Annotated in this window: 18 protein-coding genes; 13 read left to right on the forward strand and 5 right to left on the reverse strand. The window is 72.7% G+C overall.

Translation table 11 applies throughout. The features are described from left to right. Positions 1-2 precede the first annotated feature (2 nt). From E6R62_RS23200 to E6R62_RS23210, 3 genes are read right to left on the reverse strand one after another with little or no spacing between them, the layout of a single operon-like run. Positions 3-1,595 carry an FAD-dependent oxidoreductase gene (locus tag E6R62_RS23200; protein ID WP_136215443.1) on the reverse strand — a complete coding sequence of 531 codons (1,593 nt, stop codon included), beginning with the start codon at positions 1,593-1,595 and terminating at the stop codon, positions 3-5. Next, on the reverse strand, positions 1,592-2,332 hold the full coding sequence (locus tag E6R62_RS23205) for a class I SAM-dependent methyltransferase (protein ID WP_136215444.1): 741 nt from the start codon (positions 2,330-2,332) through the stop codon (positions 1,592-1,594). The genes E6R62_RS23200 and E6R62_RS23205 overlap by 4 nt, the downstream gene beginning before the upstream one ends. Before the next feature lie 50 nt (positions 2,333-2,382). Beyond that, positions 2,383-3,573: a lycopene cyclase family protein gene (locus E6R62_RS23210; RefSeq protein ID WP_136215445.1), complete on the reverse strand. Its 1,191-nt coding sequence runs from the start codon at positions 3,571-3,573 to the stop codon at positions 2,383-2,385. Between the two features lie 223 nt (positions 3,574-3,796). On the opposite strand from E6R62_RS23210, the gene E6R62_RS23215 reads away from it, so the two are divergent. Then, positions 3,797-4,759 (forward strand): hypothetical protein, encoded by a 963-nt coding sequence (locus E6R62_RS23215; protein WP_136215446.1) that lies wholly within the window; start codon positions 3,797-3,799, stop codon positions 4,757-4,759. Positions 4,760-4,842: 83 nt separating this feature from the next. Here the strand turns inward: E6R62_RS23215 and E6R62_RS23220 are convergent, their stop codons facing one another. Both E6R62_RS23220 and E6R62_RS41030 read right to left on the reverse strand, forming a co-directional pair. Next, positions 4,843-5,223 (reverse strand): YrdB family protein, encoded by a 381-nt coding sequence (locus E6R62_RS23220; protein ID WP_136215447.1) that lies wholly within the window; start codon positions 5,221-5,223, stop codon positions 4,843-4,845. A 189-nt stretch (positions 5,224-5,412) separates the two neighbouring features. Next, entirely contained in the window at positions 5,413-5,646 is a 234-nt protein-coding gene (locus tag E6R62_RS41030; protein WP_136215448.1) for a hypothetical protein, read from the reverse strand. Positions 5,647-5,674: 28 nt separating this feature from the next. Between E6R62_RS41030 and E6R62_RS23230 the strand changes: the two genes are divergently transcribed. From E6R62_RS23230 to E6R62_RS23285, 12 genes are all read left to right on the forward strand, one after another. After that, positions 5,675-6,223 (forward strand): carbonic anhydrase, encoded by a 549-nt coding sequence (locus E6R62_RS23230; protein ID WP_240801831.1) that lies wholly within the window; start codon positions 5,675-5,677, stop codon positions 6,221-6,223. 91 nt (positions 6,224-6,314) lie between these two features. Beyond that, positions 6,315-6,998 carry a maleylpyruvate isomerase N-terminal domain-containing protein gene (locus E6R62_RS23235; RefSeq protein WP_136215450.1) on the forward strand — a complete coding sequence of 228 codons (684 nt, stop codon included), beginning with the start codon at positions 6,315-6,317 and terminating at the stop codon, positions 6,996-6,998. Positions 6,999-7,107: 109 nt separating this feature from the next. Beyond that, positions 7,108-7,407: a hypothetical protein gene (locus E6R62_RS23240; RefSeq protein WP_136215451.1), complete on the forward strand. Its 300-nt coding sequence runs from the start codon at positions 7,108-7,110 to the stop codon at positions 7,405-7,407. 174 nt (positions 7,408-7,581) lie between these two features. After that, a complete protein-coding gene (locus E6R62_RS23245; protein ID WP_136215452.1) occupies positions 7,582-9,066 on the forward strand; it encodes an aldehyde dehydrogenase family protein in 1,485 nt (494 codons plus the stop codon). Positions 9,067-9,082: 16 nt separating this feature from the next. Continuing rightward, positions 9,083-10,687, forward strand: a complete 1,605-nt coding sequence (locus E6R62_RS23250; protein ID WP_136215453.1) for a GMC family oxidoreductase — start codon at positions 9,083-9,085, stop codon at positions 10,685-10,687. Next, the gene (locus E6R62_RS23255; protein WP_136215454.1) at positions 10,684-11,775 is read left to right on the forward strand and encodes a glycine betaine/L-proline ABC transporter ATP-binding protein; all 1,092 of its coding nucleotides are present in this window, start codon (positions 10,684-10,686) and stop codon (positions 11,773-11,775) included. The genes E6R62_RS23250 and E6R62_RS23255 overlap by 4 nt, the downstream gene beginning before the upstream one ends. A 52-nt stretch (positions 11,776-11,827) precedes the next feature. After that, entirely contained in the window at positions 11,828-13,897 is a 2,070-nt protein-coding gene (locus E6R62_RS23260; RefSeq protein ID WP_136215455.1) for an ABC transporter permease subunit, read from the forward strand. A 1-nt stretch (position 13,898) separates the two neighbouring features. Further along, positions 13,899-14,891 (forward strand): ABC transporter substrate-binding protein, encoded by a 993-nt coding sequence (locus E6R62_RS23265; protein ID WP_136215456.1) that lies wholly within the window; start codon positions 13,899-13,901, stop codon positions 14,889-14,891. Between the two features lie 265 nt (positions 14,892-15,156). After that, positions 15,157-15,444, forward strand: coding sequence for a hypothetical protein (locus E6R62_RS42055; RefSeq protein WP_306432460.1), 288 nt, complete (start codon positions 15,157-15,159; stop codon positions 15,442-15,444). Next, positions 15,444-16,433, forward strand: coding sequence for a magnesium and cobalt transport protein CorA (locus E6R62_RS23275; protein ID WP_240801832.1), 990 nt, complete (start codon positions 15,444-15,446; stop codon positions 16,431-16,433). The genes E6R62_RS42055 and E6R62_RS23275 overlap by 1 nt, the downstream gene beginning before the upstream one ends. Positions 16,434-16,519: 86 nt before the next feature. Beyond that, positions 16,520-16,921 (forward strand): SgcJ/EcaC family oxidoreductase, encoded by a 402-nt coding sequence (locus E6R62_RS23280; protein ID WP_136215458.1) that lies wholly within the window; start codon positions 16,520-16,522, stop codon positions 16,919-16,921. A gap of 158 nt (positions 16,922-17,079) precedes the next feature. Beyond that, positions 17,080-18,405 carry a hypothetical protein gene (locus E6R62_RS23285; protein WP_240801833.1) on the forward strand — a complete coding sequence of 442 codons (1,326 nt, stop codon included), beginning with the start codon at positions 17,080-17,082 and terminating at the stop codon, positions 18,403-18,405. Position 18,406: the final 1 nt, after the last annotated feature.

Genomic DNA, 18,406 nt, shown 5'->3' on the forward strand with positions numbered 1-18,406 from the left:
CGTCAGGCGGGGGAGCGCGCGCCGACCCGCTCGTCCTGTCCCGGGGTGCGGCCCAGCCGCGCCAGCGTCCGCAGCGGCGCGGACCGCCCCCGTCGCGGCACCGTCCACAGCGTCTCGCCCCGTACCCCCCACTGCTCCAGCAGCGCGTTGGCGGCGAGGAACCCGCTGGTGGCCGCCCGCTCCATCAGCGCGACGGGCAGCCCCGTACGGACCATGTCGCCGGCCACCAACAACCGCGGATCGGGAGTGCGCACCCCGGGACGGGAGGCGTAGCCGCCGATCTCGAACAGCGGGCAGTCGTCGCGCCATTCGTGCCGTACGTCGACCGTCCCGGCCTCCCGGGTCTCGCCGTACACCGAGTGCAGCTGCTCCACCAGCCGTGCCTCGACCGCCGAACGCTCCCGGGCCGGGTCCACGGCGTAGGCGTGCAGCTCCACCACCGAGCCGCCGGTCCGCAGCGTCCACCGGTGGGCCTCCCCCTCCCAGCGGTCGAGGACGCTGACGTTGTCCAGGTCCCCGTATCCGCTCGTCCCGAGGAAGCCCGGCCGCTCGGGCCGGACCGGACGGTCAAGCCACAGCCGTGAGACGAGGAACGGCGCGGCGGTGCGGAGCCCGGCGATGTCCTCGCGCCACCTCGCGTCGCCCAGGTCCTCCGAGGCCGCCACGACCCGACGCAGGCCCTGGACGTCCATGGCGAGGACCACGGCGTCGAAGCGTTCGTCCCGGCCGGCCACCCGTACCTCGAAGCCGGCGGCCCCCGCCGGGCGGACCTCCTCCACGGCCGTCGCCGTACGCACCTCGGCCCCCAGCGCGGTGAGGTGACGGCCCAGCGGCTCCCACAGGGCCTGCGGAAACGGCTCGCGCGGCACGTCGAAGAGCAGGCCCTCGGCGGACCCGAGGAAGTAGATGTGGAACATCAACACCAGCTCGGCGGCCGACAGTCGGTGCGGGTCGGCGAAGAAACTCCGGGAGAACACCTCGAACGCGAGGTGGTGCGCGGCGTCCGGGAACCGGATGGCGGCCAGGAACTCCGCGGCGCTGACCCCGTCGAGCCCGCGGTAGACCTCGGGCACCGCCACGTCCAGCAGCGGCAGCGCGGCCCGCGCGTCCATCCTCGTCAGATCCCGCCAGCCGAAGGACGGGCTGCGGGCGACGAACCCCAGCGCGCTGAGCGGAGGGGTGCGGGGTACGCGGGCGAAGCCGTCCTCGCCACCGCCGCTGTGACGCAGGGGGTAGTCGGGCAGTCCCACGAGACCGTGCAGGCCCGGATCGGTCCGCCTCAGCAGCGCGCGCAGGTTGTAGTACTGGCGGAAGAAGGCGTGGAACCCACGGCTCATCGTGGCGGGCGAACCGTCGCGAAGACGGACCGGCCACCCGGCCAGTCGCCCTCCGAGTCCCGGCTCCCGCTCGAACACGGTCACCGCCACCCCGCGTTCCGCCAACGGCACCGCCGTGGCCAACCCCGCGATGCCGCCGCCGACCACCGCGACGCGGGGCACGTGCCCGTCGATCCGCTCCCGGCCCGGGCGTCCGGGCATTTCGTGGGCCCGCCGGTCCTTTCCGGGGAAGCGGGACTCCCGGCCCTTGGACGTCATGCCACCGGCCCTTCGCGCCTCGGGGCCCGCGCCACGAACGTGTGGGTGATGCCCGCCTGCCATCCGGCGAGCGGCAGGGCCCGAACGTCGACGAAGCCCGCCCGGCGCATCCGGTCCGCGAACCGCGGGGCCGTGTCGAAGTCGATGACGCTGCGCCACAAGTGGGCGTACAGCGCCGCGTTTCCCGTCGCCCGGCCGAGCGGCATCACCACGCCCCGACACACGGCGCTCCAGACGGCCCGGTGCACCGCCCGGCCGCTCAGCGCGTACTCGTGCACGGCGATGCGCCCGCCCGGCGCCATGGCGGCGAGGACTTCCGCCAGCGCACCGTCGGTGTCGGTGACGTTGCGGAAGAGGTAGGCGGCGAAGACGGCGTCGAAAGGGCCGTCCGCCGCGGCGTCGCCCAAACGGTCCGCCGGCGCCTGGATGAAGGAGACGTTGGCAGGCCACCGCTTCGTCGCGGCCCGCTCCAGCATTCCCGCCGACGCGTCGACGGCCGTGATCCCGCACCGCCGGGCGCCGGCGGCGAGCAGCGCGGCGGTCGAGGCGCCCGTTCCGCAACCCAGATCGAGCAACCGGCTGCCGGGTGGCAGCGACCGGACGCCGAGGCGGCGGGCCGAGCGGCGCAGTTGGCTGTGGTAGCCGGGATGGGCACCGACCAGGAGGTCGTAGGTCGACGCGGCGTGGTCGAAGGCCGCGGACAGGTCGTCGTCGCGCAGGACGGGGAGGGTGTGCATGGCGTGCGGGGTTCCTTCCATGGGACGGCCGCGCAAGCGTCCTCGGCGGTTCACGGGCGCGTCCGTCGTCGCAGCAGGGGCAGTTCCAGCAGGGTCAGGAGCATGGGTGTGATCGGGGTGCGCAGGCCGAGCAGGAAGTCCTCCCGCCAACTCGTCGTTCCGTCCAGGAACCTCAGCAGACGGTCGGCCGGCACGGTCCGGAAAAGGTCGGTGAAGAAGCGGGCCCCGTCCATCCGTCCCGTCGTGAGGGCCCGCAGCAGCACCGCGTCCATGGCCAGCGGACGGGCGCCGTAGGGAGCGGGGGCGATCGGGTCGTGACCGCGGCGCAGCGCCGAGTCGATGGCGCGGGTCTGGCGTTGGATCGCGGCGAAGGTGTAGCCCGTCGAGGGCCGGGTCGCACCGCCGGCCGCACCGATGGGCACGACCGAGCGGCCCCGCCTGCGCGGGAAGCGGGAGTCGGTCATGGGGATGACGCCCGATTCGGTGCCGGTGACCGTGAAGGCGCCGAGGCCCAGGACATCGCGGCAGTAGTCCCGCAGTTCCCTGTCGTAGGCCGCTTCGGGCAGCACGCTCGGCGAGAACCGGGTGTACTCCACGAGGGCTTCGCACCGGCTGAACGGCAGCACGTAGGCGAAGGCGAGGCCCGACGGGGGTTGCGCGGTCCGGAAGTCCATCAGATGGGCGTAGGACGGATCGAAGGCCGGGGTCGGGGTCCGCACGAACCACCCCTTGAAGTGCTGGAGCAGCGCGGTGCGGGACGGGGGCAGGGGTCGCGTGGGGCGCGAGTCGAACACCCACCGCGCGCGAATCGTGCGCGGACGCCCGTCCGCGTCGTGCCCGAGCGCCTCCGCCCCGCCCGGGCGGTCGCGCACCGACGCGACATCGACCTGGAGGCGCTCGCAGCCCCGCTCTTCCAGCGTCCGGCGGGCGGCCTCCTCGAACCGGGCGGAGCGCAGCATCTTGTACCGCCACGCCCCGAGTCGCGAGTCGGCGGGGCGGCCGTCGGCGCCGGTCACCCTGAGCCGGTCCCAGCGGCCGGTGAGCAGCGGGTCGTGCTCGCCCGGCCCCTCCTCCCAGAAGCACCAGGTCCGGTCCGGTACGCGCAGGGGACCGGGGCAGGCCTCCAGGACGACCACCGAGGGTGGTGGCGTGGCCCACGCTCCGGGGGCGCTCAGCCGCATGGCGAGGCTCAACCCGGCGGCGCCCGCCCCGATGATCACCACATCCGGGTCCTCGTCCACGCGTCCCGACCCTCTCGCTCCGCCCACACCGACCGCTGCCCCCGCTTCCCTTCCCCCCGTCCGGCCGTCGTGGATGCACCGGCTCGCCCATGTGGCCGCGTCGTCGCCCGTGCTGCCCGTGGCTCGGGTATCACCGTGAAGGGTGGACCACGGGAGGACGGATGCGCCGGTGCGCCACGAACATGACGTGCGGGCGGCGTGAACTGGAAGGCGGCTGGTGTACGTGGGACGACGGGATCGCCGGGATCACCATCCCGGACTGGAGACGGCGAGGGCGGCGATCGGTGCGCTGCCCCCTCGGTGGACGGCGGCGTCGGAGCGGGCGGCGGGCGGCCTGTGGAGGCTGCCGAGGGCGGCCGATGCCGTGGAGCACGCCCTGGGACAGGGAGGGGAGGCACTGCGCGAGCGCGGCTGGGTGATGGTGCGCGCCCGGGTGGCGGAGGAGATCGACTCGGGGCGTGACTGGACTCGGGAGGCCGCCGTGTGGCTCGCGCGGGGCGAGGCGTCATGGCGGGAGTCGGCCCGGGTGACGGGTGACCTCGCCTGGCGGGCGCGGGCGGAGGGATTCAGCGCCCTGCTGTTCCTGGACGCGGCCTACGTGAGGTCCCTGGATCCGGGCACCGCGTTCGGGCGCGCCCTGTGGCACGCGTACCTGACGACACTGCGGTACGACTTCCGCTGCGTCGCCATCGAGGAGTTCTTCGCCGGGCTGCCCTCCGACCGAGGCTCGCAGGACCCGTACACCGACGCCCTGCGCGCCTTCGCCCTGCTCGGGCGCTCACGGACGGAGGGGCTGGAGCTGATGGAGGCGGTGGTGGCCCGGGCGGGCGGCGAGGACAAGGTGGTGCACGCGTTGCTGCACGGCCTGTGGCTCGGGGAGAACCTCCCCCGACAGGCGTCGCTGATGCTGGGGCTGTTGGAGACCTCCGCCTTCTCGGACGGCCTGCTGGGGCCGGAGGCACTGTTCCGCAAGGCGGGGGCGCTGCGCAGGCTGAAGCAATACGAGCCCGCCCTCGCCGCCGTGCAGAGCGCGATCGACTGTCTCGATCCCGGCGAGGTCGTCGTGCACGCCGACTGCGTCCGCGAACGGTCCTTGATCCTGGCGGAACGGAGCCTGCACGCCGTCGCGGGCGTCCCGGCCGAGCCCGACGGCGGTGAGCGGCTCGCTCCCCGACCGCGTCCCTGAACCGACCGCTCGAAGAGGAGGACAGCTCACCGGCCGTGGGACTGGCGCAGGGTGCGTACGGCGAGGACGGCCGCGCCGCGGGGTCAGCCGCGCCGGCGCAGGGTTTCGGCGACCGCGGTGTTGGCGACGACCACGACGGCCCACACGAGCGCGAGGGTGTGGTGGTCGAGGGCGTACAGGGCGACGGCGCTCCCGCCCAGTACCAGTGCCTTGACCGTCAGGACTCCGGCCAGGGGCACGGCGAAGCGGGCCTTCGGCGCGGCGAACAGCCCCCAGAGCACGACGGCCACGGCCACGGTCCCGGCCGCGAGCAGCACTCCGGTCAGACCTCCACCGCCGAACCGGTAACCCCACCAGGCGAGGATCGCCAGGGCGACCAACTCCACGAGGAAGGCGAGCCCTTCGTTGGCCGTGAACCAAGGCCGGCCGCCGTACGCGGGCAGGGCCGGTTTCCGCTCGGGCATGATCGCTCCCCCGGTGACTCTCGGATCGGCAGGATAGGTGACGCGAGGTCGTCCCGGTACGACACGGACGTGCCCGATCCGACCGGCCCCTGCTTCCGGTCGACGTGCCGGCTCCGGCTCCCGGGTGGGTCGACGCGTGTGGGCCGTCGGGGGCGAAGTCGCCCGCGCCCGCGTGCGCCTACCGCCGGGTCACCGGCCGGGCGCTGAACAATCGCCGTGGTCGACACACGGCTGTGCCGCGGCACCGAGGGGAACGGAACGATCGATGGACACTTCGGGACGGCCGGATCGCAGGACCGTGCTGGCCGGCGCGTTCGCGAGCGTCACGGTCGGGCTTGCCGGGTGCACGACGAAGAGCGTCGCCACGCCGGCGACCGGCCCTTCGTCGACGCCGCGGCCGACCACGCCCGCCGCGGCGTTCACCCGGCTGATGGAAGGAAACGAGCGCTGGGTGAGCGGAGACTTGCAGCACCCCGACCGCGATCCGGACCGGCGTCAGCTCGTGGCGCAGTCACAGGAGCCCTTCGCGTCGGTCCTCGCCTGCATCGACTCCCGCGTGCCGCCCGAACTCCTCTTCGACACCGGGCTGGGCGACCTGTACGTGATGCGCACCGGCGGGGAGGCGATCGGCCCGGTGGTCACCGGTTCCGTCGAGTACGGGCCGATGACCAGCGGCACTCCGCTGATCGTGGTCCTGGGACATCAACGGTGCGGGGCGGTGGAGGCGGCGTACAAGTCGCTGCGGGACGGCAAGCCGCTGCCCGGCAACCTACAGGCGATCGTCAAGGCCCTGCAACCGGCGTACGAGCAGGCGGTGAGGCAAGGCGGCGCGGACCCGGTCGAGACCATGGCCCGGGACCAGGTCACGCTGACCGCGTCCGCCCTGCGCTCCAACCGAGACCTCGCGCCGCTGGTGGCCAAGGGCGCCCTCGCCGTGGTGGGCGCCTACTACTCGCTCGACACGGGAAAGGTGGAGGTCCTGTCCGGCGAGCCCCGGTAGGGCGCCTGACGGCTCTCCCCGGGCGTACGGCGGCCGACAGGTGTGGGGGCCCTCTTGCCCGGGCACGGGCGACCGACCTACGCTCGCCGACATGCCGCAGGAGAGGGAAGTCACCGAGCCGGCCGAGGTGTTGCGCGCGTCGTACGGAGCCTTCGCGGCCGTCGTCCGGTCGATCACGGACGAGCGGTCGTGGCTGCCGACCGGCTGTGTCGGCTGGTCGGTACGCGACCTCGTCTTCCACTGCCTGAGCGACGCGCAGCGTGGTCTGGTGGCGCTGCACACGCCCGCCGAGGGGATGCCGGACCGGGACGCCGTCACCTACTGGGCGGACTGGCGCCCGGGGACCGTGGGCGCGGCGAACGGCCGGCGGTACAACCGCGTCGTCGCCAGCATGTTCCTGCACGTCGAGCAATTGTGCGAGTTGTACGCGGAGACCGCGGCCGCGGTGGTGTACGCCGCGGCCGGCGCCGCGATCGACCGGCCGGTCGCGACCCAGGGCCACGTCCTGCGCGCCGGGGACCTGATCCGCACGCTGGCCGTCGAGGCGACGATCCACCATCTCGATCTCGTCGTGTCCCTCCCCGACGCACCAGGGCCCTCGACCGGAGGGCTCGGTGAGGTGCGCCGCACCCTGGACGGGCTGCTCGGCCGCCCCGTGCCGGTGGCCTGGGACGACACGCGATACGCGCGTGCGGCGACCGGGCGCGCGCCGCTGACCGACGCGGACCGGGACCGTTTGGGTCCGGACGCCGCCCGGTTCCCCTTGTTCGGATAGAGCGGCCACTCGGCCGTATACGGGCGAACCGCCGCGCGTGGTAGGCGAATCGGGCGACCGTCGGGATAGTGGACAGCGGCCGAGGACCCTTCCCTCAACGGAGGCGTGGATGAAGCGCGTTGTGTCCCTGATCGTATCGACGGCTCTCGGGGCGGCTTTGACGATCGCCGGCGCCGGCCCGGCGTCCGCGGACCCCTATGACTGCCGCACCTGGTACAGCTCCGGCACCACCGCGGCCGGTACCTGCACCAACGGCACCGGCGAATTCCGTGTATACACCAAATGCGTCAGGACCCTGGCGAAGGACTACTACGTATACGACCCGACGTGGAACCGCGTGGGTACCACCAGTACGGCCACCTGCTACAGCGGGGGACGGGCGACCGGCGCGGGCATCCAGGTCCACTGACCCGACGGCCGGGCCGTCCGGAGCGCATGGAGCGGACGGGCCCCCGCGTCACGGAGGGTGACTCCCGTCACTTGAGGGACGGATGGGACATGTCTTCCGGGGCACCGGGCACGCGCGGTGGTTCCAGTTCACCGCGGGCCCGCCGCGGTGCCGGAACCGGAGGTACAGCGCGCCGTGTCGGAGCAACAGACCATTCACACAGCCGGGACGTGGCGGTCCGCGGTCGCAGGAGCCACCAGGGAGGTCCTGGATCCGGCGGACGCCACCGTACTCGCCGTGGTCGCCGAGGGTGACACCGCCGACACGGACGCGGCCGTCGGCGCCGCCCGGGCCGCCTTCGACGACGGACCGTGGCCGGGTACCCCGGTCGCCGAGCGCGCGGCGCTGTTGCGCCGCACCGCCGACCTGCTCCGGCGCGACCGTGAACGGATCGCCCTCCTGGAGAGCCGGGACGCGGGCAAGACCCTCGAAGAGGGCCGCGTGGACGTGGACTGTGTCACCGACGCGTTCCGCTACTTCGCGGACCTCGTGATCGGGGAGGGCGCCGGCCGGGTCGTGGACGCCGGATCGTCCGACATCCACAGCGTCGTCGTCCACGAACCGGTCGGGGTGTGCGCCCTGATCACGCCGTGGAACTACCCCCTGCTCCAGGCGAGCTGGAAGATCGCACCGGCCCTGGCCGCCGGCAACACCTTCGTCGTCAAGCCGAGCGAGCTGACCCCGCTGACCACGGTGGCCCTGATCGAGCTGCTGGTCGAGGCGGGCCTGCCCGCCGGGGTCGCCAACCTGGTCACCGGAGCGGGCGATCCGGTGGGCGCGCGCCTCGCCGCCCACCCCGACGTCGACCTGATCTCCTTCACCGGCGGTCTCACCAGCGGCACGAAGGTCATGCGGGCCGCGGCCGACACCGTCAAGAAGGTCGCGCTCGAACTGGGCGGCAAGAACCCCAACGTGGTGTTCGCCGACGCCTGCGCCACGGACGAAGGCTTCGACACCGCCGTCGACCAGGCCCTCAACGCCGCCTTCATCCACAGCGGCCAGGTCTGCTCGGCCGGCTCCCGGCTGATCGTCGAGGAGTCGCTGCGCGAGCGGTTCGTCACCGAACTCGCCCGCCGGGCGGAGAAGATCCGCCTCGGCCGCGGCACGGACCCCGGGGTCGAGTGCGGCCCGCTGGTCTCGGCCGCCCAGCTCGAACGGACACAGTCGTACGTCGCCTCCGCGCTCGCCGAGGGCGCGGTGCTGCGCGCCGGCGGCGAACGACCCGAGGGCCCGGGGTACTTCTACCGCCCGACCGTCCTGGACCGCTGCGACCGGCGCATGCGCGTCGTGCGCGAAGAGGTCTTCGGGCCGGTCCTGACCGTGGAGACGTTCCGTACCGAGGACGAGGCGGTCGCCCTCGCCAACGACACCGAGTACGGCCTCGCCGGTGGCGTCTGGACGGCGGACCAGGGCCGCGCCCGCAGGGTGGCCGGGCGGTTGCGCCACGGCACCGTGTGGATCAACGACTTCCACCCCTATCTGCCGCAGGCGGAGTGGGGCGGCTTCGGCAAGTCCGGCATCGGGCGCGAGCTCGGCCCGTCGGGACTGGCCGAGTACCGCGAGACCAAGCACGTGTACCAGAACCTCGCCCCGCGCCCCGTGCGCTGGTTCGCGGGCTGACGGGGGCAGGAGAGACATGACCGGCACCACGCACCACCATGACCGTCACGAGCACCGGAACGAACACGCGGGCGATCTCGCGAACCGGCACGTGGACGAGCACGAGTACGACTACGTCATTGTCGGCGGGGGCACCGCCGGCTCCGTGATCGCCTCCCGGCTCACGGAGGACCCTAGCGTCACCGTCGCCGTCATCGAGGGCGGTCCGAGCGACGTCGACCGCCCCGACGTCCTCACCCTGCGCCGCTGGATGGGCCTGCTCGGCGGGGAACTCGACTACGACTACCCCACCACCGAGCAGCCGCGCGGCAACTCGCACATCAGGCACAGTCGGGCCCGCGTGCTGGGCGGCTGTTCCTCGCACAACACCCTCATCGCCTTCAAGCCGCTGCCGTCCGACTGGGACGAGTGGGCCGAAGCCGGCGCCGACGGGTGGCACGCGGCCGCCATGGACCCGTACTTCGACCGGCTCCTCAACAACATCGTGCCGGTCGGCGAGGCGGACCGAAACGCCATCGCCCGCGATTTCGTGGACGCCGCACAGGACGCGCTGGGCGTGCCGCGGATCGAGGGCTTCAACCGTAAGCCGTTCCACGAGGGCGTGGGTTTCTTCGACCTCGCCTACCACCCCGAGGACAACAAGCGCTCGTCGGCGTCGGTGGCCTACCTGCACCCCGTCATGGGCGACCGGCCGAACCTGCGGCTGCTGCTGGAGACCTGGGCGTACCGGTTGGAGTTGGACGGGACCAGGGCGCGCGGCGTCCACGTCCGCGCCAAGGACGGCGGCCGGTCGCTGATCACCGCCCGGCGTGAGGTGCTGGTGTGCGCGGGCGCGGTCGACACCCCCCGGCTGCTGTTGCACTCCGGCATCGGTCCGCGCCGTGACCTGGAGGCGCTCGGCATTCCCGTCGTCCACGACCTGCCGGGTGTCGGCGAGAACCTGCTCGACCACCCCGAATCGGTGATCGTCTGGGAGACCGACGGCCCCATCCCCGAGAACTCGGCGATGGACAGCGACGCGGGGCTGTTCCTCCGGCGGGACCCGGACTCCCCCGGGCCCGACCTGATGTTCCACTTCTACCAGATCCCCTTCACCGACAACCCGGAGCGGCTCGGGTACGAACGCCCGGCGCACGGCGTGTCGTTGACCCCCAACATCCCCAAGCCGCGCAGCCGGGGCCGGCTCTACCTCACCAGCGCGGACCCCGAGGTGAAACCCGCCCTGGACTTCCGTTACTTCACGGACGACGAGGACTACGACGCCCGCACCCTGGTGGACGGGATCAAGGTGGCGCGCGAGATAGCCGCGACCGAGCCGCTCGCGGGCTGGCTGCGCCGTGAGGTCTGCCCGGGACCCGAGATCACCGAGGACGAGGCCCTGAGCGAGTACGCCCGTTCGGTGGCGCACACCGTCTACCACCCCGCCGGCACCTGCAAGATGGGCGCCGCCGACGACGAACAGGCTGTTGTGGAACCCGACTTGAAGGTGCGCGGCCTCGACGGCCTGCGCATCGCGGACGCCTCCGTCTTCCCGACGATGCCGGCCGTCAACCCGATGATCGGAGTACTCATGGTGGGCGAGAAGGCCGCCGATCTGCTGCGGGGCGGTGAGGTCCGATGAGCGCTCCCTCGACCGTCGCCGCCGTGCCCGGCGCCGACTCCCCCGTCTTCTCGGTCGACGGGCTGTGGAAGGTCTTCGGGCCCCGGCGCAAGGCCGTCCGGGTCCCGGGCTCGGAGTACGCCGCGCTGCCGGCGGCCGAGCTCCGCGAGCGGACAGGCTGCACCGCCGCCGTCCGCGACGTCACCTTCGACGTCCGCAAGGGCGAGGTGTTCGTCGTCATGGGCCTGTCCGGCTCCGGCAAGTCCACCCTGGTGCGCTGCCTGACCCGGCTGATCGAACCGACCGCGGGGTCGCTCTCCATTGACGGCGAGGACGTCCTCGCCATGGACGCCGGCCGGCTGCGCGAACTGCGCCGGCACCGCGCCGCCATGGTCTTCCAGCACTTCGGCCTGCTGCCGCACCGCACCGTGCTCGACAACGTTGCCTACGGTCTGGAGATCCAGGGCGTGAGCCGCGTCGACCGGCGGGCCAAGGCCGCCGAGATGGTCGCCAAGGTGGGCCTCGAAGGCCTTGAGGAACGCCGGCCCGGTCAACTGTCCGGCGGCCAACAGCAGCGCGTCGGCCTGGCCCGCGCCCTGGCCGCCGACCCGGAGGTCCTCCTGTTCGACGAGCCGTTCAGCGCACTCGACCCGCTGATCCGCCGGGAGATGCAGGACGAGGTGGCGAGGCTCCACCACGACGAGGGCCGCACCATGGTCTTCATCACCCACGACCTGACGGAGGCGCTGCGGCTCGGCGACCGGATCGCGCTGATGCGCGACGGCCGGATCGTGCAGTTGGGCACACCCGAGGAGATCGTGGGCTCGCCCGCCGACGACTACGTACGGGACTTCGTGCGCGACGTACCGCGCGAACAGGTGATCACCGTTCGCAGCGCGATGCGCCCCGCGGTGGCCGACGAGGCCGACCACGGCCCCGCGCTCGCCCCCGCGGCCACCGTCGTGGAGGCCATCGAGGCCGTCGCCCGCAGCGGCGGGCCGGCGAGGGTCGTCGACCGCGGTCGCTGTCTCGGCGTCGTCGACGACGCCGGGCTGCTCGCCGTGGTGGCGGGTCTCCCGACGCCCGACGGCCGGGGGGTGGCCGCATGACGCCCCGTGCCCGTCACGCCGCCCTCGTCCCCGACGACGGGCGGTGGTGCCGATGACCGGGACCACCACACCCGTGCGCGAGCAGGGACCGCCCGGCCCGACCCTCGCACCCGCGGGGCCCACGGGGCCCGGCGGAAACAGACGGCCCGAACGCAGGCCCCCCGCCGTCGCCTCCCCCGGCGCCCGTCTGCGGGCCCTGCTCCAGCGCCACGGCGCCGGCCGCCGGGTCCTGCCCCTCGCCGTCGTCGCCCTGGTCCTGGCGCCCCTGGCGATCCTCCTCCCCGGAGCCGCGGGCTGGCCCGGCTCGCTGGCCGTCGACCTGTCCGGGCCGCTCGGCCGGGCCGGTGACTGGATCATCGACAACCGGGACCACCATCCGCTCTTCCTCTACTTCTTCGGACACGTCAGCAACGCCGTGGTGGTGTCGGTCCGCGCGGTCTACGTCGTGCTGCTCGCCGCCGGCTGGACCGGCGTCACCGCCCTGGCGGGCCTGGTGGCCCTGCGCCTCGCGGGCGTCCGGCTGGCCCTGACCTGCGTCGCCGCCTTCGCCGCGTGCGGGCTGCTCGGCATGTGGGTGCCGACCATGCAGACCCTGGCCCTGATGGTCGTGGCCGTCGCCGCGTCCGTCGTGTTCGGCGCCCTGCTCGGCCTCGCCGCCGGGATGTCGGACCGGGCCGACCGCGCGCTGCGCCCCGTACTCGACACCATGCAGGTACTGCCCGCCTTCGCGTACCTGCTGCCGATGGTGCTGGTCTTCGGCATCGGCGTGCCCGCCGCGGTCCTGGCGACCGTGGTGTACGCGGCCCCGCCGATGGCGCGGCTCACCGCGCTGGGGCTGCGCGAGGCCGACGCAGGAGTGCTGGAAGCCGCCGCCTCGCTCGGCGCCACGGGACGACAGCGCCTCCTCACGGCCCGCGTCCCGCTGGCCCGACGACAGCTCATGCTGGGTGTCAACCAGGCCGTCATGATGGCGCTGTCGATGGCCGTCATCGCGTCAGTGATCGGCGCCGGCGGCCTCGGCGACCGCGTCTACCAGGCACTCGCCTCCGTCGATGTCGGTGCGGCGCTCGCCGCCGGCATCCCCATCGTGCTGCTCGCGGTGGTCCTCGACCGGACCGCGGACGCGGCGGGCGACCGGATGGGCGCGGCCCAGGTCCCGACCGCGGAGCGGCATCCGCTGCGACGCGTGTTCGCGGGTTGGTACGGGTGGTCGCTGACGCTCCTCGCGGCGGTCGCCGTCGCCGTCGTGGGCCGCATGGCGGGCTCCTCCCTGTGGCCCGCGTCCTGGACCGTGCCGATCGCGGAGCCCGTGAACAGCGCGGTCGCCTGGATGACCGACCACCTCTACTCCGGAGTGCCGGTGGTCGGCGGCACCGCCGACTGGGCCGCCCGCTTCACCGGCTGGGTCCTCGACCCCCTGCGCTCGGGCCTGCAGGCCACTCCCTGGTGGCTGCTCCTGGCGCTGGTCGGCGCCCTCGGACTCCTCGTCGGCACCTGGCGTACGGCGCTGACCGCCGTCCTCGCCTTGGCCGCCATCGGGGTCCTCGGTGTGTGGGAGCCGTCCCTGGACACCCTCTCCCAGGTGCTGGCCGCCGTCGCCGTGACCCTCGTACTCGGTTTCGCCGTCGCCGTCGGCGCCGCCCGCAGTGCCCGGGCGGAGCGCCTGCTGCGTCCGGTGCTCGACGTGTGCCAGACGATGCCCCAGTTCGTCTACCTCATCCCGGTGGTCGCGCTGTTCGGGGTCGGGCGCGCGCCGGCCGCGGCCGCCGCAGTCGTCTACGCGCTGCCCGCCGTGGTGCGCATCACCACCGAGGGCCTGCGCGGGGTGGACCCGGCGGCCCTCGAATCGGCCCGCTCGCTCGGCGCGACGGGCACCCAGCAACTGCGCCACGTCCAACTCCCGCTGGCGCGGCCCGCGTTGCTGCTCGCCGTCAACCAGGCGGTGGTACTGGTCCTCGCCGTCGTCATCATCGGCGGCCTGGTCGGCGGTGGCGCGCTGGGTTACGACGTCGTGCTCGGCCTGGCCCAGGGCGACCTGGCCACCGGCCTGGTCGCGGGCGCCGCGATCGTCTGCCTGGGCCTGGTTCTCGACCGCGTCACCCAGCCCGCGAAGGAGGCCTGACATGCGGATCTCCCCCCACCACCGCCGAGGACCGGTCCCCGGCCGGCGCGCGGTCGCCGCGCTCGCGGCCGCCGCGTCCCTCGTCGCGCTCACCGCCTGCGGGGCGGCCGACATGACCCGCCAGACCTCCCCGTACGCCGCCGCGCGGGGCGCGAAGACGGTGACGCTCTCCGTCCAGTCGTGGGTCGGCGCACAGGCGAACACCGCCGTCGCCGCCTATCTGCTCGAACACGAACTGGGCTACCGCGTCGACACCGTCCAGGTGGACGAGGTGCCCGCGTGGGACGCGCTCAGCCAGGGCAGGGTCGACGCCATCCTGGAGGACTGGGGACACCCGGAGCAGGAGAAGCGGTACGTCGAGGGCAAGAAGACCATCACGCCGGGCGGCGATCTGGGCGTGACCGGCCACATCGGCTGGTTCGTCCCGACGTACTTCGCCAAGGAGCACCCGGACGTCACCGACTGGAAGAACCTGGGCAAGTACGCCGACCAGTTGCGCACCGCCGAGAGTCGCGGCAAGGGTCAGCTGATGGACGGCTCGCCCTCGTACGTCACGAACGACAAGGCGCTGGTGAAGAACCTCGGCCTCGACTTCGAGGTCGTCTTCGCCGGGTCCGAGGCGGCGCAGATCACCCAGATCAGGCAGTTCGCCAAGGAGCACAAGCCGTTCCTGACCTACTGGTACGAGCCGCAGTGGCTGTTCGAGCGGGTTCCCATGACCGAGGTGAAGCTGCCCGAGCACCGGGAGGGCTGCGACGCCGATCCCGAGAAGGTGGACTGCGCCTATCCGCGGACACCGCTGCGGAAGTACCTGAACACGCGCTTCGCGGAGAACGGCGGAAAGGCGGCCTCGTTCCTGAAGAGGTTCCACTGGAGCGTCGCGGACCAGAACGAGGTGTCGTTGATGATCGCCGAAGAGAAGCTCACCCCGGAGCAGGCCGCCCGGAAGTGGGTGGAGCGCCACGAGGCGGTGTGGAAGCCGTGGACGCGGTGATCCACCCGCCGCTCTGACACGTGCCGCTCCCCTGGGGACCGAGGCCGTCGCGACCCCCGCGGGTGCGACGGCCTCGGCGCCGTTCCCGCCCGGGGCTGTCGCCTCGCGACGCCTGCCGCGTCGCGCGGGTACATCGGACTCACGCCGGTTCGCGGCGCCCGAGGCCGCCGCCTTTCAAGGTGGGGCGACCGGTGAACGACCGTGGGAAGGCCGCGAGCAGGTCACCGATCGGCTCGCCGCGGCCCTGACCGGCCCCGACGCCCGGCTGCGGGCCGAGCTCGTCGCCGGTCAGCTGTTGGGCCTCGGCGCCACCTTGAGCCTGCACCGACCGGACGGCGCGAGTTCGCACGCGAGCGCCGAACGGCTGGCCGACCTCTACGCCCCCCGGGCTCCAGCGGCTCATCGACGGCGCCTGACGCCGCCCGGCCGGGGCGCCCGTCCGCTCGCCGGCCGCGATCGTCACCGCCGGGAAAACACCTCCCGGCCCACGGCGACCAGCCGAGGGCGCATGAAATCGGCGCGCCGAAGCATGCGGGTGGGATGGAATGCGTGATGTACGAGGAACGCACCGGCCGGTCGGAGACCGTCGAGTGCGGCCTGGAGGAAGAGACCTGCCGGCTGGTCCTGAAGCGGCTGCGCGAGTTGGCTGACGGCGAGTTCGGATGGGTGCGCCTGGTCGATCCGGCCGAGTCCGAGTTGGTGCGCCTGGCAGAGGAGCTGGGCCTGCACCCCCTCGCGGTCGAGGACGCGGTGCAGGCGCGGCAGCGCCCCAAGCGCGAGCGCTTCGGCGATGTGCTGGCCGTCGCGCTGAAGACGCTGTGGTACCTCGACGCGGACGCCGCGGTGGAGACCGGGCAGCTGATGGTCTTCGTCGGCCCTCGGTACGTGCTGACCGTGCGCCACGGTCCGGTCGATCCGGCCGCCGAAGCGGCCCGCCGGCTGGCGGCCGACCCCGGCATGCTGCGTTTCGGCCCGCTGTCCGTCCTGCACGCCGTCCTCGACGTGGTGGTGGATGCCTACGGCGACGCCGCGGACAAGGTGCGGGCCGCGCTCACCGGACTGGAGGACTGCGTCTTCTCCACCTCCCGCGTCGACCACACCGAGGCGATCTACTCCCTCAAGCGGGAGGTGCGGGAGTTCCGCGACGCGGTGGCGCCCCTCGTCCCCGTCCTCCAAGGGCTGCTCGCCGGCCCGGGCGAGGGCGGCCAGGGCCACCCGCCGAAGATGCTGCCCTACTTCCGCGACGTGGCGGACCACCTGGGCCGTACCGACACCGAGGTCCGCTCCCTGGACGAGCTGCTGACCTCGGTCCTGGACGCCCAACAGGCGCGGGTGGGCACCTGGCAGAACGACGACATGCGCCGGATCTCGGCCTGGGCGGCGATCTTCGCGATCCCTACGATGGTCGCCGGTGTCTACGGGATGAATTTCCAGCACATGCCCGAGCTGGGCTGGAGCTACGGCTACCCGCTCGCCCTCGGCCTCATGGCACTGGGGTCCGGACTCCTCTACCGCGCCTTCCGCCGCAACGGCTGGCTCTGATCCCCGCTCGGCGGGCCCGGCGGATCGTGTCCGGGCGATCCTCGGTCCCGCGGGCCCTTGACCTCGACTCGACTTGAGGTCCGAGGATGATCCACATGACCGACGACACCGCGGACATCAAGGCCATCGAAGAGGTCGTGGCCACCGTCGCGCGCACCCAGCGCTCCAAGGACGTGGAGGGTTTCCTCGCGCTCTTCCACCCCGACGCCCTGTGGACGACCGCCCACGGCAGGGTCCTCGTGGGTTTCGACGCGATCGCCGAGTTCACCCGCGCCGTGCTGCCCGCCGCGAGCCGGGACGGCGCGGTCACCTACGAGGCCGTGCACATCCGCTTCCTCCGGCCCGACGTGGCGGCCGTGAAGGTGCGCCAGGTCTACCGGTCGGCGGAAGGCGATACGGAGGGCGCCCCGCTCTACGTCATGACCAAGCAGGGCGACGGGCGGTGGTTGCTGCACGCGTGCCAGAACACCCGGGTGCACGCCGGGTAGCGGGCGGCCGGGCGATCCGCGCGCGGCGGGGAGCTGTGGGTTGGCTGTGAAGCGACGGTCGGGGAGGGACTGGGTGCGGGAGGAGTGCCGACAAGTTCTATATTCGTATGAACCATCCACACGCGGCCCTGCTGCGGTGAGCAGGGGGGACGATAGCGATGGCCGACACCGACACCGACGCCGCTGCCCACAGCCGGACGGAGTCCCGGAACAGCCGCAAAGAGCGCAGGAAGGCACAGACCCGCAAGCGCCTGGGCATAGGTGTGGCCGTGCTCGCCCTGGGCGGGGCCGCGGCCACCGCGTACGCCTTCACCACGGGCTCCCCGGGATCGGCCCGCGGTGACGCCAAGCTCGCGGCGCCGGGCGCCGCGGCCAACGGCGCCGCCGCCGCGAAGGGGTCGGAGCAGGACTGGGACGGCAAGGTCAAGGTCCTCGGAGACGGTTCCACCTCCTACACCGGCCCGCAGCCGGGGCAGCTCAAGCCCGAGCGGCTGGGGCCCGGCGAGAAGCCGCCGCAGTTCGTGGTGTTCTCCTGGGACGGCGCGCTGGAAGGCGACGACCACCTCTTCTCGCACTTCCGCCAGGTGGCCCGCGAGAACAAGGCCCACATGACCTTCTTCCTCACCGGCATCTACCTCCTGCCGGAGAGCAAGAAGTCGCTCTACCACCCGCCCCAGCACAATCCCGGCGCGTCCGCCATCTCGTACCCGACCGTCCCGCACGTGAAGGACACTCTCGGCCAACTGCGCGCCGCCTGGAGCGACGGCGACGAGATCGGGTCGCACTTCAACGGTCACTTCTGCGGGCCCAAGGGCGGTGGGGACTGGAGCCCCGTCGAGTGGAAGAGCGAGATCGACCAGACGTACTCCTTCGTGAAGAACTGGAAGACCAACACGGGCTTCACGAAGGAGGCGCCGCTGCCCTTCGATCCGGACCGGGAGGTGGTCGGCGGGCGCGCGCCCTGCCTGGAGGGCCAGAAGAACCTGCTGACCGCGATCAAGCCGTACGGCTGGCGCTACGACGCGAGTTCCTCGGGGGACTTCCAGCTGTGGCCGTCCAAGCTGGACGGGATATGGAACTTCCCCCTCCAGCTCGTGCCCCTCCAGGGCAAGGAGGTGCAGGTCCTCTCCATGGACTTCAACTTCCTCTACAACCAGTCCGGGGACAGCACCCAGGGCGACCCGACGAAGTTCGCGGCGTGGCAGGCACAGACCCGCAGCTCGTACCTGAACGGCTTCAACCGCGTCTACAACGGCAGCCGGGCGCCGATGTTCATCGGGAACCACTTCGAGGACTGGAACGGCGGCATCTACATGAAGGCCGTCGAGGACGTGATGAGGGACGTCTGCCCGCGCCAGGAGGTGCGCTGCGTCTCGTTCAAGGAGCTGTCGGACTGGCTCGACGTCCAGGACCCCAAGGTCCTGGCCCAGCTGCGGATGCTCGACCCGGCGCAGTCGCCGGACTGGTCCGCGCTGATCAAATAGA

The organism is Streptomyces sp. A1136 (genome assembly GCF_004795055.1).
GTDB lineage: Bacteria > Actinomycetota > Actinomycetes > Streptomycetales > Streptomycetaceae > Streptomyces.

Excerpts from the sequence above, each read along its gene's own strand:
- E6R62_RS23255 (WP_136215454.1), top strand. The coding sequence starts at position 10,684 with ATGAGCGCTCCCTCGACCGTCGCCGCCGTGCCCGGCGCCGACTCCCCC.
- E6R62_RS23240 (WP_136215451.1), top strand. The coding sequence starts at position 7,108 with ATGAAGCGCGTTGTGTCCCTGATCGTATCGACGGCTCTCGGGGCGGCT.
- E6R62_RS23200 (WP_136215443.1), bottom strand. The coding sequence starts at position 1,595 with ATGACGTCCAAGGGCCGGGAGTCCCGCTTCCCCGGAAAGGACCGGCGG.
- E6R62_RS23285 (WP_240801833.1), top strand. The coding sequence starts at position 17,080 with ATGGCCGACACCGACACCGACGCCGCTGCCCACAGCCGGACGGAGTCC.
- E6R62_RS23205 (WP_136215444.1), bottom strand. The coding sequence starts at position 2,332 with ATGCACACCCTCCCCGTCCTGCGCGACGACGACCTGTCCGCGGCCTTC.
- E6R62_RS23235 (WP_136215450.1), top strand. The coding sequence starts at position 6,315 with ATGCCGCAGGAGAGGGAAGTCACCGAGCCGGCCGAGGTGTTGCGCGCG.
- E6R62_RS23220 (WP_136215447.1), bottom strand. The coding sequence starts at position 5,223 with ATGCCCGAGCGGAAACCGGCCCTGCCCGCGTACGGCGGCCGGCCTTGG.
- E6R62_RS23280 (WP_136215458.1), top strand. The coding sequence starts at position 16,520 with ATGATCCACATGACCGACGACACCGCGGACATCAAGGCCATCGAAGAG.
- E6R62_RS23260 (WP_136215455.1), top strand. The coding sequence starts at position 11,828 with ATGACCGGGACCACCACACCCGTGCGCGAGCAGGGACCGCCCGGCCCG.
- E6R62_RS23250 (WP_136215453.1), top strand. The coding sequence starts at position 9,083 with ATGACCGGCACCACGCACCACCATGACCGTCACGAGCACCGGAACGAA.
- E6R62_RS23265 (WP_136215456.1), top strand. The coding sequence starts at position 13,899 with ATGCGGATCTCCCCCCACCACCGCCGAGGACCGGTCCCCGGCCGGCGC.
- E6R62_RS23275 (WP_240801832.1), top strand. The coding sequence starts at position 15,444 with ATGTACGAGGAACGCACCGGCCGGTCGGAGACCGTCGAGTGCGGCCTG.